General features: G+C 63.9%; 29 protein-coding genes and 1 tRNA gene. 13 read left to right on the forward strand and 17 right to left on the reverse strand.

What is annotated here, in order from left to right:
* Positions 1 to 126 precede the first annotated feature (126 nt).
* From rpmB to NKH50_RS20045, 3 genes are all read left to right on the forward strand, one after another.
* Positions 127 to 423, forward strand: coding sequence for a 50S ribosomal protein L28 (rpmB, locus tag NKH50_RS20035; RefSeq protein ID WP_006328411.1), 297 nt, complete (start codon positions 127 to 129; stop codon positions 421 to 423).
* An 82-nt stretch (positions 424 to 505) separates the two neighbouring features.
* Positions 506 to 1,186: a queuosine precursor transporter gene (locus NKH50_RS20040; protein WP_254816630.1), complete on the forward strand. Its 681-nt coding sequence runs from the start codon at positions 506 to 508 to the stop codon at positions 1,184 to 1,186.
* Between the two features lie 86 nt (positions 1,187 to 1,272).
* Positions 1,273 to 1,947, forward strand: coding sequence for a spermidine synthase (locus NKH50_RS20045; RefSeq protein ID WP_352880637.1), 675 nt, complete (start codon positions 1,273 to 1,275; stop codon positions 1,945 to 1,947).
* A gap of 56 nt (positions 1,948 to 2,003) precedes the next feature.
* On the opposite strand, the gene NKH50_RS20050 is transcribed toward NKH50_RS20045, so the two are convergent.
* The 6 genes from NKH50_RS20050 to NKH50_RS20075 all read right to left on the reverse strand — a co-directional run bounded on the left by NKH50_RS20050 (position 2,004) and on the right by NKH50_RS20075 (position 7,726).
* Complete coding sequence (locus NKH50_RS20050; protein ID WP_352687358.1) at positions 2,004 to 2,489, reverse strand: SRPBCC family protein; 486 nt, start codon at positions 2,487 to 2,489, stop codon at positions 2,004 to 2,006.
* Positions 2,486 to 2,854 (reverse strand): ArsR/SmtB family transcription factor, encoded by a 369-nt coding sequence (locus tag NKH50_RS20055; RefSeq protein ID WP_352687410.1) that lies wholly within the window; start codon positions 2,852 to 2,854, stop codon positions 2,486 to 2,488. The genes NKH50_RS20050 and NKH50_RS20055 overlap by 4 nt, the downstream gene beginning before the upstream one ends.
* Before the next feature lie 201 nt (positions 2,855 to 3,055).
* Positions 3,056 to 4,081: an esterase-like activity of phytase family protein gene (locus NKH50_RS20060; protein ID WP_352880639.1), complete on the reverse strand. Its 1,026-nt coding sequence runs from the start codon at positions 4,079 to 4,081 to the stop codon at positions 3,056 to 3,058.
* A complete protein-coding gene (gene cobT / locus NKH50_RS20065) occupies positions 4,078 to 5,976 on the reverse strand; it encodes a cobaltochelatase subunit CobT (RefSeq protein ID WP_352880641.1) in 1,899 nt (632 codons plus the stop codon). Before cobT ends, NKH50_RS20060 begins: the two co-directional genes overlap by 4 nt.
* Before the next feature lie 11 nt (positions 5,977 to 5,987).
* Complete coding sequence (gene cobS, locus NKH50_RS20070; protein ID WP_352505069.1) at positions 5,988 to 6,974, reverse strand: cobaltochelatase subunit CobS; 987 nt, start codon at positions 6,972 to 6,974, stop codon at positions 5,988 to 5,990.
* A 122-nt stretch (positions 6,975 to 7,096) separates the two neighbouring features.
* On the reverse strand, positions 7,097 to 7,726 hold the full coding sequence (locus NKH50_RS20075; protein WP_254816626.1) for a J domain-containing protein: 630 nt from the start codon (positions 7,724 to 7,726) through the stop codon (positions 7,097 to 7,099).
* Between the two features lie 133 nt (positions 7,727 to 7,859).
* On the opposite strand from NKH50_RS20075, the gene NKH50_RS20080 reads away from it, so the two are divergent.
* Positions 7,860 to 8,162 carry a BolA family protein gene (locus NKH50_RS20080; RefSeq protein ID WP_352880644.1) on the forward strand — a complete coding sequence of 101 codons (303 nt, stop codon included), beginning with the start codon at positions 7,860 to 7,862 and terminating at the stop codon, positions 8,160 to 8,162.
* A 3-nt stretch (positions 8,163 to 8,165) separates the two neighbouring features.
* Here NKH50_RS20080 and NKH50_RS20085 read toward each other — a convergent pair whose 3' ends face one another.
* From NKH50_RS20085 to NKH50_RS20100, 4 genes are read right to left on the reverse strand one after another with little or no spacing between them, the layout of a single operon-like run.
* Complete coding sequence (locus NKH50_RS20085; RefSeq protein ID WP_352880646.1) at positions 8,166 to 8,972, reverse strand: alpha/beta hydrolase; 807 nt, start codon at positions 8,970 to 8,972, stop codon at positions 8,166 to 8,168.
* A gap of 40 nt (positions 8,973 to 9,012) precedes the next feature.
* Positions 9,013 to 9,909 (reverse strand): HlyC/CorC family transporter, encoded by an 897-nt coding sequence (locus tag NKH50_RS20090; protein ID WP_352880648.1) that lies wholly within the window; start codon positions 9,907 to 9,909, stop codon positions 9,013 to 9,015.
* Positions 9,906 to 11,048, reverse strand: a complete 1,143-nt coding sequence (gene aroB, locus NKH50_RS20095) for a 3-dehydroquinate synthase (RefSeq protein ID WP_352880650.1) — start codon at positions 11,046 to 11,048, stop codon at positions 9,906 to 9,908. Before aroB ends, NKH50_RS20090 begins: the two co-directional genes overlap by 4 nt.
* A complete protein-coding gene (locus NKH50_RS20100; RefSeq protein WP_352880652.1) occupies positions 11,045 to 11,647 on the reverse strand; it encodes a shikimate kinase in 603 nt (200 codons plus the stop codon). Before NKH50_RS20100 ends, aroB begins: the two co-directional genes overlap by 4 nt.
* Before the next feature lie 161 nt (positions 11,648 to 11,808).
* Between NKH50_RS20100 and NKH50_RS20105 the strand changes: the two genes are divergently transcribed.
* The 5 genes from NKH50_RS20105 (at position 11,809) to NKH50_RS20125 (ending at position 15,736) form a co-directional block, all read left to right on the forward strand.
* Entirely contained in the window at positions 11,809 to 11,958 is a 150-nt protein-coding gene (locus tag NKH50_RS20105) for a histidine kinase (RefSeq protein ID WP_352880654.1), read from the forward strand.
* Positions 11,955 to 12,872 (forward strand): site-specific tyrosine recombinase XerD, encoded by a 918-nt coding sequence (locus tag NKH50_RS20110; protein ID WP_352880656.1) that lies wholly within the window; start codon positions 11,955 to 11,957, stop codon positions 12,870 to 12,872. Before NKH50_RS20105 ends, NKH50_RS20110 begins: the two co-directional genes overlap by 4 nt.
* A gap of 99 nt (positions 12,873 to 12,971) precedes the next feature.
* Positions 12,972 to 13,922 carry an acetyl-CoA carboxylase carboxyltransferase subunit alpha gene (locus NKH50_RS20115; protein ID WP_352880658.1) on the forward strand — a complete coding sequence of 317 codons (951 nt, stop codon included), beginning with the start codon at positions 12,972 to 12,974 and terminating at the stop codon, positions 13,920 to 13,922.
* A 210-nt stretch (positions 13,923 to 14,132) separates the two neighbouring features.
* A complete protein-coding gene (locus NKH50_RS20120) occupies positions 14,133 to 15,461 on the forward strand; it encodes a L,D-transpeptidase family protein (RefSeq protein ID WP_352880771.1) in 1,329 nt (442 codons plus the stop codon).
* 5 nt (positions 15,462 to 15,466) lie between these two features.
* The gene (locus NKH50_RS20125; protein ID WP_352737949.1) at positions 15,467 to 15,736 is read left to right on the forward strand and encodes a sulfurtransferase TusA family protein; all 270 of its coding nucleotides are present in this window, start codon (positions 15,467 to 15,469) and stop codon (positions 15,734 to 15,736) included.
* A gap of 37 nt (positions 15,737 to 15,773) precedes the next feature.
* Here the strand turns inward: NKH50_RS20125 and NKH50_RS20130 are convergent, their stop codons facing one another.
* Both NKH50_RS20130 and NKH50_RS20135 read right to left on the reverse strand, forming a co-directional pair.
* Positions 15,774 to 16,928: a CobW family GTP-binding protein gene (locus NKH50_RS20130; protein ID WP_352880660.1), complete on the reverse strand. Its 1,155-nt coding sequence runs from the start codon at positions 16,926 to 16,928 to the stop codon at positions 15,774 to 15,776.
* Between the two features lie 4 nt (positions 16,929 to 16,932).
* Complete coding sequence (locus tag NKH50_RS20135) at positions 16,933 to 18,111, reverse strand: D-alanyl-D-alanine carboxypeptidase family protein (RefSeq protein ID WP_352880773.1); 1,179 nt, start codon at positions 18,109 to 18,111, stop codon at positions 16,933 to 16,935.
* Between the two features lie 270 nt (positions 18,112 to 18,381).
* Here NKH50_RS20135 and NKH50_RS20140 point away from each other — a divergent pair, with 270 nt between their 5' ends.
* The gene (locus NKH50_RS20140; protein WP_352880662.1) at positions 18,382 to 19,545 is read left to right on the forward strand and encodes a M20 aminoacylase family protein; all 1,164 of its coding nucleotides are present in this window, start codon (positions 18,382 to 18,384) and stop codon (positions 19,543 to 19,545) included.
* 15 nt (positions 19,546 to 19,560) lie between these two features.
* Here the strand turns inward: NKH50_RS20140 and NKH50_RS20145 are convergent, their stop codons facing one another.
* The 3 genes from NKH50_RS20145 to NKH50_RS20155 form a co-directional block, all read right to left on the reverse strand.
* On the reverse strand, positions 19,561 to 19,851 hold the full coding sequence (locus NKH50_RS20145) for a hypothetical protein (RefSeq protein ID WP_352468681.1): 291 nt from the start codon (positions 19,849 to 19,851) through the stop codon (positions 19,561 to 19,563).
* Between the two features lie 135 nt (positions 19,852 to 19,986).
* The gene (locus NKH50_RS20150; RefSeq protein WP_352880665.1) at positions 19,987 to 20,508 is read right to left on the reverse strand and encodes a hypothetical protein; all 522 of its coding nucleotides are present in this window, start codon (positions 20,506 to 20,508) and stop codon (positions 19,987 to 19,989) included.
* Positions 20,509 to 20,635: 127 nt separating this feature from the next.
* The gene (locus tag NKH50_RS20155; RefSeq protein WP_023677873.1) at positions 20,636 to 20,962 is read right to left on the reverse strand and encodes a DUF1330 domain-containing protein; all 327 of its coding nucleotides are present in this window, start codon (positions 20,960 to 20,962) and stop codon (positions 20,636 to 20,638) included.
* Positions 20,963 to 21,135: 173 nt separating this feature from the next.
* On the opposite strand from NKH50_RS20155, the gene NKH50_RS20160 reads away from it, so the two are divergent.
* Together NKH50_RS20160 and NKH50_RS20165 are read left to right on the forward strand one after the other, a co-directional pair.
* Positions 21,136 to 21,828, forward strand: coding sequence for a winged helix-turn-helix transcriptional regulator (locus tag NKH50_RS20160; protein ID WP_254816613.1), 693 nt, complete (start codon positions 21,136 to 21,138; stop codon positions 21,826 to 21,828).
* A 47-nt stretch (positions 21,829 to 21,875) separates the two neighbouring features.
* A tRNA-Arg gene (locus tag NKH50_RS20165) sits at positions 21,876 to 21,952 on the forward strand.
* 316 nt (positions 21,953 to 22,268) lie between these two features.
* Here the strand turns inward: NKH50_RS20165 and NKH50_RS20170 are convergent.
* A complete protein-coding gene (locus NKH50_RS20170; RefSeq protein ID WP_254816612.1) occupies positions 22,269 to 22,691 on the reverse strand; it encodes a RidA family protein in 423 nt (140 codons plus the stop codon).
* Positions 22,692 to 22,810: 119 nt separating this feature from the next.
* Positions 22,811 to 23,659 carry an SDR family oxidoreductase gene (locus tag NKH50_RS20175; RefSeq protein ID WP_352880667.1) on the reverse strand — a complete coding sequence of 283 codons (849 nt, stop codon included), beginning with the start codon at positions 23,657 to 23,659 and terminating at the stop codon, positions 22,811 to 22,813.
* Positions 23,660 to 23,756: 97 nt separating this feature from the next.
* Here NKH50_RS20175 and NKH50_RS20180 point away from each other — a divergent pair, with 97 nt between their 5' ends.
* Positions 23,757 to 24,659: a LysR family transcriptional regulator gene (locus NKH50_RS20180; RefSeq protein WP_352880669.1), complete on the forward strand. Its 903-nt coding sequence runs from the start codon at positions 23,757 to 23,759 to the stop codon at positions 24,657 to 24,659.
* Positions 24,660 to 24,689 lie beyond the last annotated feature (30 nt).

Genomic DNA, 24,689 nt, shown 5'->3' on the forward strand with positions numbered 1-24,689 from the left:
CTTGACGCCTCGGCGAAATGCAACTATGGAACGCCAACTTTTTCCATGAGGCCGCCTGACCGAAACCGCGCGCCACCCGGCGCGGGTCGAATGTTTGGCCAGGACCGAGAACCGAAGGTTAGTATCATGTCCCGCACCTGCGAACTCACTGCCAAGGCAGTCATGTCCGGCAACAATGTGAGCCACGCCAACAACAAGACCAAGCGTCGCTTCCTGCCCAATCTCGTCAATGTGACGCTGATCTCGGAAGCGCTGAACCAGAATGTGCGCCTGCGCATTTCGGCCAACGCGCTGCGTTCGGTCGAGCATCGCGGCGGTCTCGATGCCTTCCTGGCCAAGGCCGATGCCAAGGAATTGTCGCAGCGCGCCCGCCTGTTGAAGAAGCAGATCGCCAAGAAGCTCGCCGAACAGCCGGCCGCCTGAGTTTTTCGGCGGCAGCCGCCTTCCAGGGCGTGACCCGGGTTCCGGATCGCGTTCCGCTGGTTCCATTACCCAGGATAAAAAAATGATCTTCCTCTCGCGGTACCTGCCCTTCGTGGCGGCCATGGCGCTCGTCGTCGTGGCCTCGAACATCCTTGTGCAGTTCCCGATGCAGGGTGCTATCGGCGGGTTGTCGTTGGCCGACATCCTGACCTGGGGCGCCTTCACCTATCCGTTCTCATTCCTGGTCACCGATCTCGCCAATCGCCGTTATGGACCGGCGGTGGCGCGCAGGATCGTCTTTATCGGCTTCATGACAGCGGTGATCTGCTCGATCGTCATCCCGCCGCTGCTGTTTCGCCACGGCCTGATCGAATTCGAGACCGCCGCCGACCGGCTGGTGCGCATTGCCGCGGCCTCGGGCGCCGCCTTCCTCACCGCGCAGTTGCTCGACGTCACCGTGTTCAACCGGTTGCGCCGGCAGAGTTGGTGGCGCGCGCCGATTGTCGGCACGCTGGTCGGCTCTGTCTTCGACACGGTGGTGTTTTTCACCGTCGCCTTTGCGGCGGCTTTCGCCTTCGCCGGACCGAACGACGGCTTTGCGTTGGAAACCGCGCCGCTCATGGGCGTGTTGCCGGTCGAGACGATGCGCTGGGTATCCTGGGCGCTCGGCGATCTCAGCGTTAAACTGGTCATAGCGGTGGTGGCGCTGATCCCCTACCGGCTGCTTGCCGCCCGCTGGAGCCAGCCGGCACTGGCGGCCTAGACCATGACCCCGAACCGAAGGTCCGCGTTAGCGGAAAGTGGGAACCGGTTTTCGGACAAGATCATGGTCGAACAAAGGGGCAGTCTTTGATCCCCTGGCTCCAACTGGACTCGGCAAAAACGCCTGACGGCGGACAGCAACTTCGCCTGAAACGGCGCGGCGACGAATTCTCGATCATGCTTGGTGCGAACGAGCTGATGAACAGCCGGCTCAGCGGTTCCGAAGAGGCGCTTGCGAAACTGTCCTGTCAAAGGATTGCCGGCCGCCGGAACCCAAGCATCCTGATCGGCGGCCTCGGCATGGGCTTTACCTTGCGTGCGGCGCTGGCCGAGCTTGGCGACGACGCCCAGGTCACCGTTGCCGAACTGGTGCCGGCAGTCGTGATTTGGGCTCGGGGCCCGATGGCCGAGCTGTTCGGCGGCTGGCTTGACGACCCGCGCGTCAGCATTCGTGAGGCCGATGTCGGTCAGCTCATCCGATCGCAAGCCTCGGCCTGGGACGCGATCCTGCTCGACGTCGACAACGGCCCCGAGGGCATCGTCTACAAGGCCAACGATGCGCTCTACAGCGCAGCCGGCCTGATCAGCGCGAGAGCAGCTCTCAAGCCCGGCGGTGTGCTGGCGGTCTGGTCGCAGGGCCCTGACGCAGGTTTCACCCGAAGGCTCAAGCAGGGCGGCTTCACGGTCGAGGAGGTCAAGGTGCGGGCTCACGGCAAGCGCGGCGCCCGGCACATCGTCTGGCTCGCGACCAAGGGGCAATAGGCCACCTCGCAATCCGGGCGGGCCTTGTGGTCGCCGCCCGCCACGCCGACGAACCTCTACTTCGCCTTCTGAAGCTCGGCGGCGAGCGCCTGCAGCAGCCCGCGTGTGCCCTCCTCGCGCCCTTGCGCTGAATCGACGCCATCGAAGAACGCACCCTGTTCGGTATAGGTCAGGCGGGTGCCCTCGCCGGAAGGTGCAAGCTCGACCGTGGTGAGCGACGCCGACAGCGGCTGCGCCCCGACCGCCATCCGGTATGAAAATACGATGCGCCGGTCAGGGACGATGTCCTGGAACTGCGCATCGAGCCTGATCTCCGGGCCGCCCTGGTAGCTGAACCGCGAAACCTCGCCACCGCCGACACGGAAATCGAAGGTGAATTCGGCGATGGTGAACCCGTCGCCTTCGACGCGCCAGCGCCGCACCGTCGCCTTGTCGGCAAAGGCGAAGAAGACGCTCTCGGGCGATTGCGGATAGGTCCGCTCGATCGTGAAGGTCGAATGGATGACGGAGTGCTCGTCGTTAACCGGGGCAATCTGGTTCATTTCTTGTCGTCCTTTTCCTGCTCGTGGAGTGTTGCTTTCGGTTGGTCAGTCTCCGCCAGGATCTGGCCGAGACGGTCGAGCTGGCGTTCGGCGGGCGTACGGCGCGCGGCGATCCAGTCGGCGAGCGGGGCTAGCCCGCCGGGCTCGATCCGGCAGGTGCGCACGCGTCCGACCTTCTCGCTGCGGATCAGCCCGCACGCTTCCAGCGCCTGGAGGTGCTGGAGCACGGCGGCGAAGGTCATGCCGAACGGCTCCGCCAACTGGCTGACGGTGGCCGGCCCGCGGCTCAGCCTTTCCAGGATTGCCCGGCGCGTCGGCTCGGCAAGAGCCCGCAGGATGCTGTCGATCTCGGAATACTTAAGCATGGACTTGAGTATTTCGCCGATGACACCAACTGTCAAGTCACGACTAAAGTATTTTTGCAAATGGTGAGAGCCGGCTGGAAAACCCGCGACGCGGGTCATTGCCAGAGAAAATCGCCAGGCGAAATTGCAAGGGAAATTGCCTGCGCTGCAAAACGGCGCGGAAACGCCAGCGATGCTGTCAGCCAGCAGGCCGGTCGCGCGTCAATCCTCGTGCAGCACAAATTCCAGGTAAAGATTGCGCTGCAGGATCGAGTGGTTGTCATCGGACATCAGCGACACGATCAGCGCGCCATCGTCGCGGGTCCAGACGTCGAGCGCTTCCATGTTGTCGATCTGGTAGCCCATGTCGGCTTCGAGCAGCACCGGCCCGTCGGCGACGGCGCCCTTCTCGACGCCTTCGCCATAGATGCGCCGCAGCCGCATCTTGACGCCGCCGGCCATCGAAAAACTGCGCTCCAGAAGCAACAGGTCGCCGTCCGGCAGGAAGGCGCCGTCGGTGATGTCGAAATCGCCATTGCGCTTGACGGTGAAGACGCCCTTGTGCGGCCCTTCGATGATCGCGGCAAAGATGTTGCCGGCCTTGTCGAGGCTCTTTTCCGACACCACGACCAGTCCGCCCGCGTGCTGCCCGTTGGGACTGGCGCGGGTGACGGTCTCAAAGCCGCGATTGCGGCGAAGTTCCCAGGCTGGGATCAGGAAGTCCAATTGCCTGAACGGCACCTTCATGCCGTCCGGATCGATCTTGAACTCTGCGATACGGTGATCGCCCTCGAAACCGACCGTGGCAATACCGTCCTTGACCGCGAGGCCTTCGGCATCGACCGCCCATTTCTCGTCGATCGGCTGGCCGGCCGCATCGACCATCTGCTGCATGCGAAAATTCTGGATGCCGGAAGGCCGCTTCTCGGCATCGTGGACGAGGGTGCCGAAGAACCAGAAGCCGGTGTCGGCAACGCCGATGAAATCGCTGCCGGGCTTGAGGAACCGAAGCGCCGACAGCGCGCCGAAATCGCGCGTCGACGAGGTCATTTCGAGCCCGCCGACGAATTCGAGCGGCCCGAACTGTTTGTCCGGCCGGCCGATATGGAATTCGCTGATCGGCCGTGCCGAGATTTCGGCCGGCTCGACCGAGGCCAGGCCGGCAGCGATAGCCGGCGCCAAACTGATGCCTAACAACGCACTGGCGGCCAAAAGCTTCTGCCAAAAGCCGCCGCGGGAAAAAATCATCCGGCGCGCCGCATGCCGCCGCGCCGCGTGTCCCGCACGGTTTCCTCGGCGAACAGCGAGGCCAGCTGCTCGGTCATGGCGCCGGCCAGTTCTTCGGCATCGACGATGGTGACGGCGCGGCGATAGTAGCGGGTGACGTCGTGGCCGATGCCGATGGCCAAAAGCTCGACAGGCGAGCGCGTCTCGATGAGCTCGATGATGGCGCGCAGATGCCGCTCGAGATAATTGCCCGGATTGACCGACAGCGTCGAATCGTCGACCGGCGCCCCGTCCGAGATCATCATCAGGATCTTGCGCTGCTCCGGCCGCGCGATCAGCCGGTTGTGCGCCCACAGCAGCGCCTCGCCGTCGATGTTTTCCTTGAGCAGGCCCTCGCGCATCATCAGCCCGAGATTGGGGCGCGCCCGCCGCCACGGGTGGTCGGCGGATTTGTAGATGATGTGGCGCAGATCGTTGAGCCGGCCGGGGTTCGGCGGTTTGCCTTCCTTCAGCCATTTCTCGCGCGCCTGCCCGCCCTTCCAGGCGCGGGTGGTGAAGCCGAGGATTTCGACCGAGACGCCGCAGCGTTCCAGCGTGCGCGCCAGGATGTCGGCGCAGGTCGCGGCGACCGTGATCGGCCGGCCGCGCATCGAACCCGAATTGTCGAGCACCAGCGACACCACCGTGTCGCGGAATTTGGTATCGCGCTCCTGCTTGAAGGACAGAGGCTGCATCGGGTCGATGACGACGCGCACCAGCCGTGCCGGATCGAGATAGCCTTCTTCGAGGTCGAAATCCCAGGAGCGGTTCTGCTGCGCCATCAGGCGGCGCTGCAGCCGGTTGGCCAGCCGCCCGACGACGCCCGAAAGGTTGGCGAGCTGCTTGTCGAGGAAGGCGCGCAGCCGGTCGAGCTCCTCCTCCTCACACAGTTCCTCCGCACCTACGGTCTCGTCGAAGGCGGTGGTGAAGACCTTGTAGTCGATCTCTTTCGGCAGATTGGTGAAGGGATTGTCGTTGCGGCGCGCCTCGCCGGGCGTCTCTGCATCGGCATCGTCGTCGTCGGAGAGATCCTCGGCGGTGGCGTCGGAGGCTTCGGTCTCGGCCGATTGCTCGTCGTCGGACGATGCTTCGGTATCCTCTGACTGCGACTGCTCGGAGCCGGAATCGTCTTCGCCGCCCTCCTCGCTCTGCTCCTCGCCTTGCGGCTGGTTTTCGTCGTTGTCCTCGGAGTCTTCCGTCTCCTGGTCGTCGCCAAGCTCCTCCGCCATTTCCATGGAGGCGAGCATCTCGCGCACGACGCGGGCGAACGCCTGCTGGTCGTCGAGCTTTGCCGATAGCCCGTCGAGATCGGCACTGGCTTTTTCCTCGACCCAAGGGCGCCAGAGATCGACCAGCCGTTCGCCGCTCTTCGGCACAGTGCGGCCGGTCAGCTTTTCGCGCACCATCAGCGCCAGCGCCTCCTCGATCGGCGCGTCGGCCTTGTCCTTGACGTCGGCGAGGTTGGCCCTGGCGTATTTGTCCTCGAGCATCGAGCCGATATTGTCGGCAACGCCCTGCATGGCGCGGCTGCCGATCGCCTCCACCCGGGCCTGCTCGACCGCGTCGTAGATGGCGCGGGCCTGTTTGCCTTCCGGCGCCAGCCTGGTGTGGATGCGCGTATCATGGCAGGCGCGCTTCAGCGCCATGGAATCGCCGAGCCCGCGGGTAATGGCGATATCCGCCTTCGATGCCTTCTTCGGCAGTTCGGGCAGCCGGGCGCGACTGCCGGCCAGCGCCGGCCGGTCCTTGGCGAAACCGACCTCGAGATCCTTGTCGCCGGCGATGGCGCGCATGCAGACGGTAACCGCGCGCTTGAAGCTGTCGGCCTCAGCGCCGGTCTTGGATTTGTTTCGTGTGTTGTCGCCCGGACCCGCCATCGAGACTCTGCTTAGCCCAGCACCACATTCGCCGCCGATTCCGGCAAATCTTCGCCGAAGGCGCGCTGGTAGAACTCGGCGACCAGCGAGCGTTCGAGCTCGTCGCATTTGTTGAGGAAGGTCAGCCGGAACGCCATGCCGATATTGCCGAAGATTTCGGCATTCTCGGCCCAGGTGATAACCGTGCGCGGGCTCATAACCGTCGACAAATCGCCGTTGATGAAGGCCGAGCGCGTCATGTCGGCGACACGAACCATCTTGTTGACGATCTCCTTGCCCTTGCCGTCGCGATAATGCTTGGCCTTGGCCAGCACGATGTTCACTTCATTGTCGTGCGGCAAATAGTTCAGCGTAGTGACGATCGACCAGCGGTCCATCTGCGCCTGGTTGATCTGCTGGGTGCCGTGGTAGAGGCCTGTGGTGTCGCCGAGCCCGACCGTATTCGCGGTCGAAAACAGCCGGAAGGCCGGATGCGGGCGGATAACCCGGCTCTGGTCGAGCAGCGTCAGCCGGCCCGACGATTCCAGCACGCGCTGGATGACGAACATCACGTCCGGGCGGCCGGCATCGTACTCGTCGAAGCACAGCGCGACATTGTGCTGATAGGCCCAGGGCAGGATGCCGTCGCGGAATTCGGTGATCTGCAGCCCTTCCTTGACGACGATGGCATCCTTGCCGACGAGATCGATACGGCTGACATGGCTGTCGAGGTTGACACGCACGCAAGGCCAGTTGAGGCGGGCGGCGACCTGCTCGATATGCGTCGACTTGCCGGTCCCGTGATAGCCCGACACCATGACCCGACGGTTGTAGGCAAAGCCGGCGAGGATCGCCATCGTCGTGTTCTTGTCGAACAGGTAGTCCGGATCGATGTCGGGCACATGCTCGCTCGTCACCGAATAGGCCGGCACCACCATCTTGGAGTCGAAGCCGAATGTCTCCTTCACCGACACCGTAGTGTCGGGCAGGTTGGCGATGTCGCGATCGACCTTGTTCATCTCTATCACGTCTCCACAAGCGAAACGCCGCGTTTCGCTGGTAATCGATTTTGTTCGGGGGCGGTCTTAGAGCCTTTTCCAACCCTATGAAAGTTGGAAAGCGACACGAACCGTAAGGTCGCTCAGCACAAACCTGCCTGCTTGAGCACGCGATACGCCTGGAGCACATCGCGGAACCGGTCTTCCGAACCTCTGTCGCCGCCATTCGCATCCGGATGGTGGCGTTTCACAAGTTCCTTATAGCGCGCCTTGATATCCTTGCCACTTGCCTTTGTATCAAGGCCAAGCGTTTCCAGTGCCTTGGCCTCAAGCGGCTTGGCCTTGCGCTCGCGTGCTTCGCGCGGGTCCTTCGGGCCTTTGAACAGGTCGAAGGGATCGCGCATGCGATTGTAGTAGCCGGCACGGCCGGAACGCGCCTGGGCGAAGTCGGGCGAGGAGCGTGTCGAGGCGCCGTTGACGCCCATTTTCCAGGTCGGCCGGTGGCCGGTCATGGCTTCCTTCTGGAAGCGCGCGATCTCGGTGTCGGGAACGCCCGAGAAATAATTGAAGCCCTTGTTGTACTCGCGCACATGGTCGAAGCAGAACTGGAAATACTCGCCTTCCTTCATCCGCCCGACCGGGGCGCGGTGGGTACCGGCCTCCTTGCAGCCATCCCATTGGCAGATCGGCGAACGCGACTTCAGCTCCGCGTCCTTCTCCGGGCGGATGCGAATCTTCTCGAAATATTTTGGGTACGGCTTCATCTCACCCATTTATGGGCCGTTCGCGGATGCGAAACAAGAATTGACATTTTCGCGATGATCGCCCTAACCGCTGAATCGCGGCATAAAACCGGCGAATGGCGAATTTTGTGCGATGACATAGATGTGGTGAAGGGAAGCGACGATGTCCATACAGGCAACGATGGAAGATAAGCTGAAAAAGGCGTTTTCGCCGGAACGGCTGGACGTCATCAACGAAAGCCATCTCCATGCCGGTCATCATCACGTGGATTCCGGCCATCACGCTGCCTTCGACGGCGCCGGCGAGACGCATTTCCGCGTCCGCATCGTCGCGCCAGCCTTTGCCGGCATGAGCCGCGTCGCGCGTCACCGCGCAGTCAACGATCTGCTGGCCGAGGAGTTGAAATCCGGCGTCCACGCCCTGGCGATCGAGCCGGTGGCGCCCGGTGAAAAGACCCGCTGGTAAATTTCAGCCGAGGCTCGCCCTCAGGAAAGCCATCACCGCTGTGGTCAATGCATCGCCTTCGGTGCCGAAGTCGCGATTGATCGACATGTGCGAATAGGCGCTGCCGTCGAACAGCGTGACCCTGGTTCCGGTGGCGCGCAGACGCCCGGCGAAGGCCTGCGCGTCCGCCGCGCGGGCTTTCGCCCGTGAATGGGCGATGAAGGTCGGCGGGTGCTTGCGGCCTTCCACATAGGTGACAGGCGACAGCGCGCGCCACTGCGCGGGATCGGGAAAGGCGCGGGCATAGACCCCTGCCATGCCGCCGCTCCTGGCCAATGCCTCCAGGTCGTAAGCCCTGGTGTCGTCGAGGATCAGCGCCGCGACCCCGGGCAGGCCGCGGCGCAGGCCGGTCAATGCGACGAGATGGCAGCCGGCCGAATGGCCCATCGCGACGATCCGGTCCGGATCGCCGCCATGTCTGGCGATGTTGGCGCGGACGTGGCGATAGGCCAGTTCGACATCCGCCGCCTGGGTGGCGACGTCGGCCTCGGGCAGCATCCGGTAGTCGATCGAGACGAAGCAGAAGCCATTGTCGAGCAGGAATTGCGGCTTGGCATTGACGTTGCCGCGACTGCCGACCCGCCAGGCGCCGCCATGGACGAAGAAGACGACCGGCAGGCCGCTTGCGCCGTCGCGGGAATAGATGTCGAGCTTGGCCGGCCCATAGTCGAAGGTTTCGGGCGACGGCGAACGCAGCCGCAATGCCACCGCCTGCCCCGGCAACAGCGTCGCCATCGACACCAGAAGCAGGCTTCGCCGATCGATTGTCATAGACTCCTGACCGCCCACAGGTGCCGCAAGATGCGCGCTGTCATTCGCCAAGCATTACCGGCTTGATCCTCAGCCGCGCGATTCGGTTCTTGTCGCGCTTCATGACGACGAAGCGCTTGCCGTGAAACGTAAAGGCCTGCTTTTCGTCCGGGATCGACTGCGCCTCGTGGATGACAAGGCCGGCAATGGTGGTGGCTTCCTCGTCCGGCAGGTTCCAGTCGAGCGCCCGGTTAAGGTCGCGGATCGGCACCGTGCCGTCGACGACGACGGAGCCGTCGGCCTCCTGCTTGACGCCCTGGATGTCGATGTCGTGCTCGTCGGCGATCTCGCCGACGATCTCCTCGATGATGTCCTCCAGCGTCACCAGCCCTTCGACCTCGCCATATTCGTCGACGACGATGGCGAAATGCGCCTTGCGGCGCAGGAAGGCGTTGAGCTGCTCCTGCAGCGTCGTGGTGTCGGGCACGAACCACGGTTTAGACGCGATCTTCATCACGTCGATCCGGGAGAAATCGTTGCCGACCTCGTTCAGCGCGCGCAGCAGATCCTTCGCGTGCAGCACGCCGACAATGTTGTCGAGCGAACCCTTCCACAACGGCATGCGGGTGTGCGGGCTCTGCAGGATCTCGCGAACCACCGCTTCGGGCGGGTCATCGGCATTGACCGAGCGCATATTCGTGCGGTGGACCATGACGTCCGACACTTCGAGCTCCTCGAGGTCGAACAGGCCGCCGATGCGGGCGCGGTCCTCGCGCACCACCTGGCCGTCGCGGCGGAAATCGTCGACGGCGCCGCGCAGTTCCTCGCGCGCCGAGCGCTGCGGCTCGATGCGCTGCAGCTCATAGCCGAAGGCGGCGAGCAGGTGCCGGCGCAGGACGAAGCCCAGCAGGCCGAGGCCGGCGAGCACTGCAGCCGCGATCCAGCCGGCCTGACTCATCCCGGGCGGCTTTCGTGCCGACCCGGATGGTTCTCCCTGAGGAACGCCAGTACTTCCGAGGCCGGCACATCCCTGGCGATGAAGGCCTGTCCGACGCCGCGCGTCAGGATGAAGGTCAGCGCGCCGCGCGACACCTTCTTGTCCTGGGTGATGAAGGAGAACAGCTGCTCGGCGTCGGGCAATTCGCCCGGAATGTCGGCCATGCGCCAGGGCAGGCCGACGGCGCGAAGATGCGCCTCGACGCGCGCCGCATCGTCGGGGCTCGCCAAATTGAGCCTTGAGGAAAAGCGGTGCGCCAGCGCCATGCCGATGGCGACGCCTTCGCCATGCACGAGCCGTGCGCCGTCATAGCCGGTCGCCGCCTCCAGTGCATGGCCGAAGGTGTGGCCGAGATTGAGCAGGGCGCGGTCGCCGGTCTCGAACTCGTCGCGGGCAACGACGTCGGCCTTGGCACGACAGGCCTCGGCGATGGCGGCAGCCCGCTCCGGCCCGCCGGCAAACACTTGGCGCCAGTTTTCTTCCAGCCAGGCGAAGAACTCCGGCCGGTCGATCAGCCCGTATTTGGCCAGTTCGGCATAGCCGGCGCGAAACTCGCGGATCGGCAGCGTGTCGAGCACTTCGGTATCGGCCAGCACCAGCTTGGGCTGGTGGAACACCCCGACAAGGTTCTTGCCGCGCTTGCTGTTGATGCCGGTCTTGCCGCCGACGGAGGAATCGACCTGCGCCAGCAGCGAGGTCGGAACCTGCACGAAATTCGTGCCGCGCCGCGCGATGCCGGCGGCAAAGCCGGCCAGGTCGCCGATGACGCCGCCGCCGAGCGCGATGACGACGTCGCCGCGCTCCAGCTTGGCGGCCAGCACGCCGTCGACCACTTCTTCGAGATGCGCAAAGCTCTTGGTCCTTTCGCCTGGCGGCAGCGTGATGACGGCATGTTGGATGCCACCGCTTGCCAGGCCGGCCGCAAGCGTTGCGAGATGCGCGCTAGCGACGTTTTCGTCGGTGACGACCGCCGCCCTTGTGCCCGGCAGACGGCGCGAGATCTCGGCGCCGGCACGTGACAGCAGGCCGGGGCCGATCAAAATGTCGTAGGCACGCTCGCCAAGCCCGACTTCGACAGAGACCATTGCATCAGCGCTCACGACCGCACCTCGTCAATATCGGCAACGCCGAGATGGCCGCGCAGCGCGTCCACCACTTCGGCGGCAATGATCTCCTTGCGGTCGTCGCGGGTCGGCACGATGACGTCGGCCGCGGCGTAAATCGGGTAGCGCTCCGCCATCAGCCGTTCCAGCACGGCGCGCGGATCGGCGCTTTTCAGCAGCGGCCGGTTCTGCTTCTTGGAAACGCGCTCCATCAACAGATCGATTTCTGCCTTCAGCCAAACCGAAACGCCATGGCTGGCGATCGCCTCGCGCGTCTGCGCGTTCATGAAGGCGCCGCCGCCAGTCGACAGCACCTGCGGCCCGTGCTCCAGCACACGCAGGATGACGCGCTGCTCCAGTGCCCGGAACTCCGCCTCGCCATAGCGCTCGAACAGGTCCGGGACGCTCATGCGCGAAACAGTTTCGATCTCCTGATCGCTGTCGATGAAGGGCAGCGCCAGCATCGCCGCCACCTTGCGGCCGATGGCCGTCTTGCCGGCGCCCATCAGCCCGACAAAGACGATGGAACGGCCGCCCAGCCGGCCGAGCAGCGCGGCATAGCTCTCGCCCGGAGGATTTGCTGGTAGCGCGTTCATGCTTCTAGAGCCTCTTTGCCGGCGTATCGACATCAAAAGCCTGTTTGCGTCAAGCGTGACGCACCCAGAACCGGATATGGCTTCTCCCTTGAATTGCCCGGATTGGCGTCTCATAAGGGCACAGGGTTGGAAATGCAGAATAAGACGACGGGCGAAAATTAATGCCAACACTGTTTCGCTTTGTCGTGACGCTCGCGATTCTGGCCGGCATTGTCTATGGCGCGATGTTCGCCTTGGTCATGTTCGTCGAGCCGAGAAAGGCGGAAATGAGCGTGCGTATCCCTCCGGAAAAGCTCGATCCGAAAAAATGAACAGCGCCGCCCGCATCGAAGCCTTCCTGGAAATGATGAGCGCCGAGCGCGGCGCCGCCGAAAACACGCTTTCGTCCTATCGCCGCGACCTCGAGGACGCGTCCGCCGGGATCGCCGGCGGACTTGCCGGTGCCACCAGCGCCGACATCCGTGCCTATCTCGACGACATCGCGGCGCGCGGCTTTGCCGCCACCTCGCAGGCGCGCAAATTGTCGGCGATCCGGCAGTTCTTCAAGTTCCTCTATACCGAGGGCCTGCGCGGCGACGATCCGACCGGCACGCTGGACAGCCCGAAGAAGGGCCGGGCGCTGCCGAAGACGATGAGCGAAGCCGATACCGGCCGGCTGCTCGACCGCGCCGCGCAGGAGGCGAAGGACCCCTCCATGCATAACGGCGACACGCTCGCGGCGCTGCGCCTTCACGCACTGGTCGAGGTGCTCTACGCCACCGGCTTGCGCGTTTCGGAGCTGGTCGGCCTTCCTGTGACGGTGGCGCAGCGCGACGACCGCTTCTTCATGGTGCGCGGCAAGGGCAACAAGGAGCGCATGGTGCCGCTGTCGGCCAAGGCGCGCACGGCGATGCGGACCTGGCTTGCCGCACGGGCGGCGGTGCCGGCTCTTGCCGACAGCCCGTTCCTGTTTCCGGCCGCCGCCGACAGCGGCTATCTCTCGAGACAGGTCTTTGCCCGCGAGCTGAAAGCGCTTGCCGCGCGGGCCGGCATTGCCGCGGCGAAGATATCGCCGCATGTGCTGCGGCATGCTTTCGCCAGCCATCTGCTGCAGAACGGCGCCGATCTCAGGGCCGTGCAGCAGCTGCTTGGCCACGCCGATATTTCAACGACGCAGATCTACACGCATGTGCTGGAGGAGCGGCTGATGCGTCTGGTCAACGATCATCATCCGCTTGCCGAGTAGGCGTCATGTCGCTATGTGAGAACGACGTTCCACCGCGCCCAGCCTGCATTTTCAGGCTTGCGTCAGTCATTGCCTTCCGACTTGCCGGTCCGCCCAATAATGTACAATTACCTCGATTTCGAAAAGCCTGTACAGGATCTCGAAGGCAAGATCCTCGAGCTGAAGAAGCTTGCCGAGAACGGCGAGGCGGTCGATGTCGGCGATGAGATCGCCCGTCTCGAGAAGCGCTCGCGCGATGCGCTGCGCGACGCCTACAAGGCGCTGACGCCGTGGCAGAAGGTGCAGGTGGCGCGCCATCCGGACAGGCCGCACTGCATCGACTACATCAAGGGCCTGCTTACCGATTTCACGCCGCTCGCCGGCGACCGCAACTTCGGCGAGGACCAGGCGATCGTCGGCGGCTTCGCCCGCTTCCGTGGCGAGCCGGTGGCGATCATCGGCCAGGAGAAGGGTTCCGACACGGCAAGCCGGCTGAAGCATAATTTCGGCTCGGTGCGGCCGGAGGGCTACCGCAAGGCGGTGCGGCTGATGGAACTCGCCGACCGCTTCCGGATCCCGCTGCTGACGCTGGTCGACACGGCCGGCGCCTATCCCGGCGTCAACGCCGAAGAGCGCGGCCAGGCGGAAGCCATCGCCCGCTCGACTTCGGTCTGCCTTGGCCTGAAGGTGCCGTCGATCTCGGTGGTGATCGGCGAAGGCGGCTCGGGCGGCGCCATAGCGATTGCCACCGCCAACCGCGTCTACATGCTCGAACACGCCATCTATTCGGTGATCTCGCCGGAAGGCGCCGCCTCGATCCTGTGGCGCGACACCACGCGATCCAGGGATGCCGCGACCAACATGAAAATCACGGCGCAGGACCTGCTGGAGCTGAAGATCATCGACGCCATCATTGCCGAGCCGCTCGGCGGCGCCCATCGCGCCCCTGAAACGGTGATCGCCGCCACCGGCGACCTCATCGCCAGGACGATGAAGGAATTCTCCGGCGCCAACACCGACTTCCGCGAGCATCGCCGCGAGAAATACCTGGCGATGGGCCGCAATCTGTAACCAACCCAGTCACGCGGCCTGAAATGTGGCGGCGTGAACCAGTTTCGCCACAAAAATGCCGCTGCATTCGGCTCAGTGGGCTTGCCGTAAGGGGACGCGCCGCATGCTTGCGGTAAGGAATTTTCAAGGTTAACGGGCTTAGAGTCCGTCAGTGGTCGGTTTAGCAGCTGCGGCATCCGCGGCGCAGAAATGAAGACGATAGCCCTATCCATGTTTGCCAAGCTTGCCCGCACCGGAGTTCTAATCGCTGCGATCGGCGTCGCCGGCTGCAATGACGCTTCGATGAAGGATTTTGCGCCGCAAGCCAACAAGCCGCTGCCGGACAAGATCCTGGCCGAAATGAAAGCCAAGGGCATGGTCCGCACCTCCTCGGTGATGGCCCGCATCTTCAAGGAAGAAGGCAAGCTCGAAATCTGGAAGGCCAAGACCAACGGCCGCTACGACCTAGTCGCCAGCTACGACATCTGCAAATGGTCGGGCAAGCTCGGCCCGAAATTCACCGAAGGCGACCGCCAGGCGCCGGAAGGCTTTTACACGGTCCGCCCGGCACAGATGAACCCGCGGTCGAATTACCACCTGTCCTTCAACATCGGCTACCCGAACGCCTATGACCGCGCCAATGGCCGCACCGGTTCCAACCTGATGGTCCACGGCGCCTGCTCGTCGTCTGGCTGCTATTCGATGACCGACGCGCAGATCGAGCAGATCTACGCTTTCGGACGCGACGCCTTCCAGGGCGGCCAGACCGAGTTCCAGATCCAGGCTTTTCCGTTCCGCATGACTGCAGCCAATATGGCGCGCTATCGCAACGACCCGAACTACGAATTCTGGAAGATGCTGAAGGTTGGCTACGACAATTTCGAGGTCACCAAGGTGCCGCCGAAAGTCGACGTCTGCGAGAAGCGTTACGTCTTCAACCAGGTCGCGGCCGACGGCTCGACCTTCAATCCGACCGGCCCCTGCCCGCCGACCACCCAGCCCGATTCGCTGAAAAGCGCCATCAACGCCTATCAGAGCACCTATGAGGCGGCCTTCAACGGCGCCATAAAGGCCAGCGTGCCGGCGCCCAAGCCGACCATCGCCGGGATCAAGGAAGCCAGCATCGTTTCCGACTGGTCGAAACGGCGTGCGCGCGGCGAACGCGTGCCGATCGAGCCGCCCTCGCTCAACCCGGACGGCACGGTGACCGAAACAGCGCGCATGGGCCGCGTCGATTCGCCGGCGGGCCGCAAGATGGCGGCGCTCGACGCCGAAAAGGCTGCCAAGCAGAAGGCCGAGGAACAGCGGCTTGCCGCGATAGAAGCGGCGAAGGCAGCGAAAGCGGCAGCCAAGGCGCAAGCCCTGGCCGAGAAGGAAGCCGCCAAGGCGCAGGCATTGGCCGAAAAGGATGCTGCCAAGGCGGCGGCCGAAGCGCCTGTCGCGACCGCAACCGTCGCGCCATCCGTGGAGGCCGTTCCGGTCGCGGAAACGCAGGCTGCGGACGCCGAAAGCACGGCGACACGGCTGAAGAAGAAGCTGCTCGGCATGTTTGGCGGCTGAACTTCATGCTTGAACAGGAAGATGGGGGCCAAGAAGACAGGCCCTCAACCAGCCCCGCCGCCGTCTACGACCTCAAAGGCTTGAACTGTCCGTTGCCCGTGCTCAAGGCAAAAAAGCGCCTGGCTGCAATGCAGCCGGGCAGCCGCTTATGGCTCGAAACCACCGACCCGCTCGCCGTCATCGACATTCCCGCCTTCTGCGCCGAGAGCGGCCATCGGCTGGTCGAGACAACGGCGATGGCAGGCGGCCACCGCTTCCTGGTCGAGCGCGGCTGAGCGCGTGATCTCCCCCTCGAGGGGGAGATCAGCCGCTTCACCGCCCGGCGATGGCCAGCGGATTGCTCTCCAGTGCCGCCCGGTCCGGCGTGTCGATCGACGGCTGGTTGGTGAAGGCGGCGAACAGCCGGCGGACATAGTCTTCCGGCATGTCGAGCGTGATCAGCACCAGCCTGGTGCCGCGCTGGCTGTCCGGCCAGGCCGGCAGTTGCACCGGCGGATGCAGGATCTTCTGCACGCCATGGATAACCAGCGGCCGCGACGGGTCTTCTGCAAGCTCGATGACGCCCTTCATCCGCAACAGGCGCTCGCCATGCGCCGAGCGCAGCAGATCGAGGAACATCTCGATTGCCGAAAACGGCACCGGCCCGTCGTGAACCAACGAATGCGAACGCACGCGGGAATCGTGCCTATGGCCATGACCATGACCATGGTGATGGTGATCGCCACCGTCATGCCCGTCGTCATGATGCCCGTCGTCATCATGCCCGCTGTGGTCATGCCGGCTATGGTCATGGTCGTCGCCGGCTTCTTCGCCCAGCCAACGCTGCACATCGACCGATTTGGTGGCCGGATTGTAGAGGCCGCAATCGAACAGAGTCGCGGCGCTTGCCTGACTCGCGTCGAGCACCACGGCGCCCGGGTTGAGCTGCCTGAGCCGCGCCCGCAACGCCTCGACATCGCCTGCATCCGTGGCCAGGTCGGCCTTGCTGAGCACGATACGGTCGGCGACCGCCACCTGCTTCACCGCCTCGACATGGGCATCGAGCGCCGCATTGCCGTTGACGGCGTCGACCAGGGTGATGACGCCGTCGAGCCGGAAGGCCTGGACCAGGGCCGGATGCGCCATGATCGACTGCAGCACGGGGGCGGGATCGGCGAGCCCGGTGGTCTCGACGACGACGCGGGCAAGCCGGTCGATGCGGCCGGTCTGCAGCCGGTCGACGAGATCGGCCAGCGTATCGACCAGCTCGCCGCGCACCGTACAGCAGAGGCAGCCATCGGAGAGCTGGATGATGCCGTCGGAGGCCTGCTCGACCAGGAGATGGTCGATCGCCACCTCGCCGAACTCGTTGATGATGACGGCGGTGTCGGCGAGCGCGGGATCCCGCAGCAGCCGGTTGAGCAGCGTCGTCTTGCCCGCACCAAGAAAGCCGGTGAGCACCGAAACGGGGATCGGGAAGCCGGCCATCAGGCTAGTTCAACGCCTTGGCCGGCTGCTGGACCTGCGCGGCGGTGGCGGATCCGGCCACAACAGGCTCGGCGCCGGACGGCGGCGCCCGGTCCGGCCGCCATGTCGGCAGCGGCACGTCGGCATATTCCTGCCCGGAGGCGTCGAGCATCGCCTTCGGCGTCGGTCCCGTGGCGCCCCCGAGGCCGACAGCGATCAGCGTCGGCACATGGTCGAGCTTTTCCTGATAGGGCGACTTCGGCACGTCCTTGCCCTTGTCGCCGACGGCGGGTGCTGCTTCCGACTGCTCCTCGGCCGGCTTCTTCTTGCAGATTTCGTCATTCATATCGTTGGCCGACATCGTGTCGCCATAGGCGGGCAGCGCCGCGACCGTCAGCCAGCTCGGCGCCGGCGTTGCAAAGCCCTGGTCGAGCAGTTTTGCCGCCGTTTCGGCGCGGGTAATGGCTGACCGTTCGCCGAGCACCACGGCGACCAGGGTGCGGCCGTTGCGGGTCGCCGAGCCGATCATGTTGAAGCCGGACGAGCAGACGAAACCCGTCTTCATGCCGTCGGCGCCCGGATAGCGGCCGATCAGGAGGTTGTAGTTGGAGATCGCCTTCTTGCCGACGGCAAGGCCTTCGATCGAGAACCAGGGGGCATATTGCGGAAATTCCTTACGGATCGCCATCACCAGCAAAGCGAGATCGCGTGCTGTCGTATATTGGTCCGGCGAATAGAGCCCGTTCGGATTGACGAAGTGCGACCCGCTCATGCCGAGCCGTTGCGCTTCGGCGTTCATGCGTTCGGCAAAGGCGGCCTGCGAACCGCCGATATTCTCGCCGACCGCCATGGCGATATCGTTGGCCGATTTGACCAGCATCATCTTCAGCGCGTTGTCGAGCCGCATCACCGAGCCCGGCTTGAAGCCCATCTTGCTCGGCGGCTCGCCCGCCGAATGTTTCGTTACCTTGATCGGCGAATCGAGCTGGACCTCGCCCGCGGCAATCGCCCGAAACGCCACATAGGCGGTCATCAGCTTGGTCAGCGATGCCGGGTACCAGCGCCTGAACGCCTCCTGGTGCTGCAGGATCTTGCCGCTGTTCAGGTCGAACAGGATGGTCGGATTGGCCAAGGCAGGCCCGGCCAGCGCCGGAAGCACCACCGCGCCCGCCACCAACAGTTTGAGGAAATGCCTGTAGCGCATCATGAAAACCGAAATAGCCTCTTGCCGCAGTCGCACCTGGCTCCGTAAGATTTCGTTACACGATCGCCAGGATAATGGTCCGGCTCTCTGTTCCCGGACCACAGTCGCGGTGCTATTTACTCTATGTGACGTCAACATGGCAAAGTGCTGCCGATCACAATGTGGAAGCAGCAGCACAATGCAAAGCAGCGTGCATGATTGCAAGGCAGCAGGCACAATTGCAAAGCAGCAGGCCAAGACCGCCTGCTCCAACAGCGAAATGGAACCATCATGCCGATCCTGAACCGAGCCGCCGAAATGCAGGACGAGGTGGCCGGCTGGCGCCGCTATTTGCACCAGACGCCGGAGCTGAATTTCGACGTCTTCAAGACCGCCGCCTTTGTCACCGAGAAGCTGAAGGCGTTCGGCTGCGACGACATCGTGACGGGTTTGGGCAAGACCGGCGTCGTCGGCATCATCCGCGGCCGTCACGGCGAAGGCTCGACCATCGGCCTGCGCGCCGACATGGATGCCCTGCCGCTCAACGAGATCACCGGCAAATCCTATGCCTCGACGGTCCCCGGCAAGATGCACGCCTGCGGCCATGACGGCCACACCGCGATGCTGTTGGGCGCCGCCAAATACCTCGCCGAAACGCGCAATTTCGCCGGCTCGGTCGCGGTCATCTTCCAGCCGGCCGAAGAGGGCGGCGGCGGCGGCAACGAGATGGTCAAGGACGGCATGATGGAGCGCTTCGGCATCTCCAAGGTGTTCGGCATGCACAACATGCCGGGCCTGCCGGTCGGCCAGTTCGCCATCAGGCCGGGCCCGATCATGGCGGCGACCGCCGAATTCACCATCACGGTCAAGGGCCGGGGCGGTCACGCGGCGATGCCGCACGGCACCATCGATCCGATCGTCATCACCAGCCAGCTCGTCGGCGCATTGCAGACGATCGCCTCGCGCAGCACCGATCCGGTCGAGGCGGTGGTCGTCTCGGTGACGAAATTCCATGCCGGCGACGCCTACAACGTCATTCCCGAGAGCGCCGAGATCGCCGGCACGGTACGCACGCTGAAGAAGGAGATCGCCAAGAAGGCCGAAGAACGCATCCGCGCGCTTTGCCAAGGCCTGGGCGCTGCCTTCGGCGCGACAATCGAGGTCGATTACAACGCCAACTACCCCGTCACCTTCAACCATCCCGAAGAGACGGTCTTTGCCAGCGACATCGCGGCCGACGTCGCCGGCGACAGTCATGTTCACCGCGCCATCCAGCCGGTGATGGGCGGCGAGGATTTCTCCTACATGCTGGAAGCCCGGCCGGGCGCCTTCATCTTCATCGGCAATGGCGATACCGCCGGCCTGCACAACCCGGCCTATGACTTCAACGACGAGGTCATCCCGCACGGCATGAGCTATTGGGTGAAGCTGGCGGAAACGGCGCTGGCGGCGTAGCCGTTCGGCATTGGCTTACGGCCCGCTCTTCGGATCCTCGACCTCCAGCGCTTCCATGACCGGCGCCAGCTCGTTGTCGTCGGCGGGTTGCGGTTCTTCGCCTGTCCTCGCCTTCTTCAGGGCTGCCTCGATCGCCTCCTGGATATTGCCGAGTTCGTCTTCGCGAACCTCGTGGCCATAGCCGGCAGCGTCGGCATCCTGCTCGAATTGCTGCGCCAGGACGGCGACGCTCACTTCGCTCTCGGCCGGTAGATTGCCGACATTCTCCTGCAGCCAGGTTTCAAAGAACTCTTTGGTGGCGCTCATGCGGTCTCTCCTTCGGGACACTAAAGCGCGCTGGCATCCCGAAAGTTCCGCTATCTGAGCCGTCTTTGCGCCCGTTGCTGGCTGTCCCGCAATTCAGAGCGGCCAGGCGGCGATGGCGCCGCCTGGCTCGGCTGCTTACTGGCTGGCAGCAGTCGGTTCGCACGACACGTTCGGGTTCATATCGGCGAACGCGCCGGTCGGGTTGCCCTTCCAGGCCCAGACATGCAGCTCGTAGAAAGGTCCGAGGCCATAGCGGTTGGGCGCGCTGTTGAAATTGAACAGATGTCCATCGAGCGAGGCCGGGCCTTTCGAGGTGATGTATTCGACCGCGATCAGTTTTAGCGTGCCGTCGGCCATCGGCTCGTACATGACGGCTTCAGGCTTGGCGACATCGACCGCGTCGTCCTTGAGGTAGCCGGGATTGACGTAGTGGATGCCCATGGCGCCGCCGGTGATGCCGCTGGCGCAAGGAATGGGCGCATAGCCCTCGGCGGTCGCCGCCGCCACATTCTCGAAGCGGCTGTTGGCGGCGCGCACCTTGTCGGCCAGCGGATTGGGACCGGACGTGGGCGCTGCCTGATGCGCCTGCGCCAACGCAGTGCAGGCCGACAGCAGCGCCGCGGCAGCGAGGAACTTGGTGCGAAAGTTGATTGTCATAGTCGTTCCATTCTTCTTGAATAGCACAGCCCGGCCGGCCGCCGGAAGTAGGGAGGTCCGGCAGGTGGGCGCTGTGGCTGTTGTTGCTGGGAGATCCCCGCCCCGATGCGACGAATGCAGGGGGAGATCATCCCTTCGGCAAATACGGGATGGTTCCGGCCAGATCGGAATTGTCGATCAGCTGGAAACGGCTGTCGCTGCCGCCCTGACGGGCCGAAACGAAGGGTGCGTAGGCAGGATCGTCGGTAAAGGCGCGCGCCGCGGCCTCGGTCGGGAACGCCATCAAGGCAATCAGCGTGGTGTCGAGCGGCTTGCCTTCGAGCGTCTTCACATTGCCGCTGCGCGACAGATATCTGCCGCCGTGCTTGTGGACGAGGTCGTGCACCGACGCGGCATAGGCCGGCATCCACTTTGGGTCCCTCACCTTGATGTCTGCGATAACGTAAGCGGTCATGGGTCATGTCTCCTGGTCGTGCACAGGGGTATCCCGTGCAGCGGCCAAGGGGTCGCATGGCAGGGCCGGCGCCAGCCAGTCCGCCATCTGTACTGGGCCGGTACAGTTTCTGTACTCGCCGCGTTGCCGGGAAAGGCCTATGGTTCCGGCGGAGTTTGAGGGAAGGCAACATCGTGACCCAGTCCGGATACAAACAGTTCTGCCCGTTATCGATGGCCGCGGAGGTGCTGTGCACCCGCTGGACCATGGTTCTGCTTCGCGAATTGGTGGCGGGCTCGACCCGTTTCAACGATCTGCGCCGCGGCGTCCCCAAAATGTCGCCGACCCTTCTGTCGCAACGCCTCAAGGAACTCGAGCTGGCCGGGATCGTCGAGCGCAAGGAGGTACGCGGCGAGAAAGGCATCTTCGAATACCGGATGACCGAGGCAGGCAGGGATCTGCGTTCCGTCGTCGAGGCGATGGGTTTTTGGGGGCAGAAATGGGTCGAGTCGCGGCTGTCGCTGAAGAACCTCGATCCGTCGCTGCTGATGTGGGACATGCGGCGCAATCTCAACGCGTCGCCGCTGCCCGACGGGCGCACGGTGATACAATTTCTGTATCAGGAGCTCCCCGCCTCCAAACGGTCGTGGTGGCTGATCGTCGAGAAGCACGGCGAGGTCGACCTCTGCTGGTACGATCCGGGCTTCGATGTCGATCTCTACGTCTCGACCGACCTGCACACCATGACCGAAATCTGGATGGGATTGATCACCGTCGAGAAGGCCGGGGCGAAAGTCGTTCTGACGGGCGACCAGGATATCGCGCGCAAAATGCAGACCTGGCTCGGCCTGAGTCCGTTCGCGGTGGAGCCGAAGCGAGCGGCCTAACTGCCCCTTGGCGAAACGTCCCGAAGCGGTTATGTGTCGGGCCGCGTGGTCCCGTAGCTCAGTAGGATAGAGCGGCAGATTCCTAATCTGTAGGTCACAGGTTCGATTCCTGTCGGGATCACCAAAGTTTTCAATAACTTAGCGAATTGGTGCCGTACTTTTTTGCCAATTAGTACGGCACCTCGTCTATGGCACGAGCGGCGAGGGTTATTGGACCTCTGAGGAAGTTGATTGGATTGTCTACTGTTCGCACGAAGGGACGATCACGCTTGGCGGGTCAATAACAGCAATCGCCCCATCAAAACTCCCTTGCGGCTGATTGGAGTTAACGTCCGCTCCGGGTTGGGAGTTGAATGGCAGCTATCCTTGAACCAGCCCCTTTGACCGGACGGTCTGAAATCGGCCCAAATCGCCGATGCAGAAAATTGCAGGGTAAACGATCATCGCTTGTCCGCTGGCTGACCGCTTGTCGTCAAAGGGATGCGGGCGATGACCTTGATCTCGAAATCGAAACCCGCGAGCCAATTGACGCCCACTGCCGTCCAGTTCGGATAGGGAGGTGCGCCGATTTCTTCCGCGCGGACAGCCAGCACCGTTTCGATCTGTTCGTCCGGGTTGGTGTGGAAGGTGGTGACGTCGACAACGTCATCGAAGCTACACCCGGCGGCGGCCAAGACCTCACGCATATTGGCGAAGGCCCGCCGAACCTGATCCTCGAATACGGGCTCAGGCGAGCCGTCCTCACGGCTCCCGACCTGACCCGACACGAAGAGAAGATCGCCAGAGCGAATGGCCGCGGAATATCGATGAATATCGTATAACGCGTGGCGTTTGGCCGGGAAAATGGCGTCACGTGCAGGCATCTCGTGTTCCCTTCTGTCTTAATAACGGCGCCGGGCCGGAGCCGGGGGCATCTATCGGAATCAACGGGCGGAGCTGCATGCCGGTGCCATGCGGCTCTGGATCGGCGGGAAAGGTTGGGTCACAGCCGCGCCAGCTCCTCGACGGTGAAATCCGCCGCAACCGCGATGTCCTTCTGCCGGTCGAGCTCCTCGATGCGCCCGCCGAGTGCCTTGCGGATGCCGGCATAGGCCTCGGCACCAAGCACCAGCCGTTTCGGGAGCGGACCATCCTGATCCGCAAGCCGGATCATTGCGTCCGTCATGCGGTCGGGGTCGCCCTTGATCGCCCATGAGACACCCAGCGCCTCGCGGATCTGACCGGCGGGTGTTCCCTCATAGGCCGCGAGCGGCTTGGTCCGCGCGAGGTTGCCGCCGAACCCGGTCCGCGCCGGCCCAGGTTCCACAAGGCTGAATTCGATGCCGAAGGGAGCAGCCTCCTGCGCCACGGACTCGACGAATCCCTCGATACCCCACTTGGTCGCGTGATAGAGGCTGAAAGCCGGATAGGCGATCTGGCCTCCCTCGCTCGATACCTGTAAAATCCGGCCGCCACCCTGGCTGCGCAGATGCGGCACCGCCGCCCGGATGAGTGCGATCGAGCCGATGAGATTGGTGTCGATGATGTCCCGGACCTGCACATCGCCAGCCTCTTCAGCCGCGCCGAGGAGGCCATAGCCAGCATTGCTGACGACGAGGTCGATCCGAGCGGATGCCGCGAAGGCGCGGTCGACCGCGGCGCGGACCGAGCTCTGGTCCTTGAGGTCCATTGCGACGATGCGGAGCCGTTCGGGGTAACTTGCACGCAGGTCGGGAAGTGCGTCCTCGCTGCGGCTGGCACCGACGACGCGGTCTCCCCTGATCAGGGCCTTCTCCGCCAGCAGCCGGCCTAGACCGGAAGACACACCCGTTATGAGCCAGGTCTTTTCCATTTCTCATTTCTCCAATTGATCCAGGCAGGAGATAGGGCAGTCGCATTGCGCGCATTAGCCGTTGAAATCGGCATGGGATAATGCAAAATCCCCATCAATGCCCCGCCCGTCGCTCAACGATCTCACCGCCTTCGTCGCCGTTGCCACACACCGCGGCTTCCGCCGCGCAGCGGACGAGGTCGGCACGGCACCTTCCACATTGAGCCATGCGATGCGTGCGCTCGAGGAACACATGGGCGTGCGACTTCTGAACCGCACCACACGCAGCGTCTCGCCGACAGAAGCCGGGTTCCGGTTGCTCGACCGTCTTCAGCCGGCGCTCGCCTCGCTGGACGAGGCGCTCGACAGCGTCGCGGGGTTCCGGGGCAATGTCGCGGGCACGGTCCGCATCAACGCACCGCGATTGGTGGCCGGGCTTCTCGTTCGCCGGGTCCTTCCGCAGATGGCGGAGCGCCATCCGGACGTGACCGTGGACATCGTCGTCGAGGGGCGGCTCATCGATATCGTGTCCAGCGGGTTCGATGCCGGCGTACGCCTCATCACATCAATTCCCAAAGACATGATCGCCGTGCCGTTTGCACGCGCGTTGACGTTCATCTGTATCGCGTCGCCCGCCTATCTCGATCGCTTCGGGGAGCCGGGAACGCCCGAGGAATTGCAACGCCACCATTGCATCGGCCACCGTATGCCCAGCGGCAAGCTCTATCGATGGGAGTTCGAACGCGCAGGCCAGGAACTGGTGATCGGGGCAAACGGCCCCATCGTCCTTGATGACGAGGAACTGATGGTCGAAACCGCAATAGAGGGTCTGGGCATCGCCTATGTGGCGGATTGGGCCGCCGAAGCGGCGTTGTCCGATGGCCGGCTACGCAAGGTCCTGACCGCGTGGACGCCAGCACCGGAAGAAGTTGCGGTCTACTACCCCGGACATCGAGCCGTACCGCCCGCACTGCGAGCTTTTCTCGATGTTGTAAAGGACCTGCCGAAGAAAGAACCCTAACCAGATCAACGAAGCCGACGCCCTGGTGCG

The sequence above is a fragment of the Mesorhizobium sp. M1027 genome, assembly GCF_040318745.1.
Classification (GTDB): Bacteria; Pseudomonadota; Alphaproteobacteria; order Rhizobiales; family Rhizobiaceae; genus Mesorhizobium.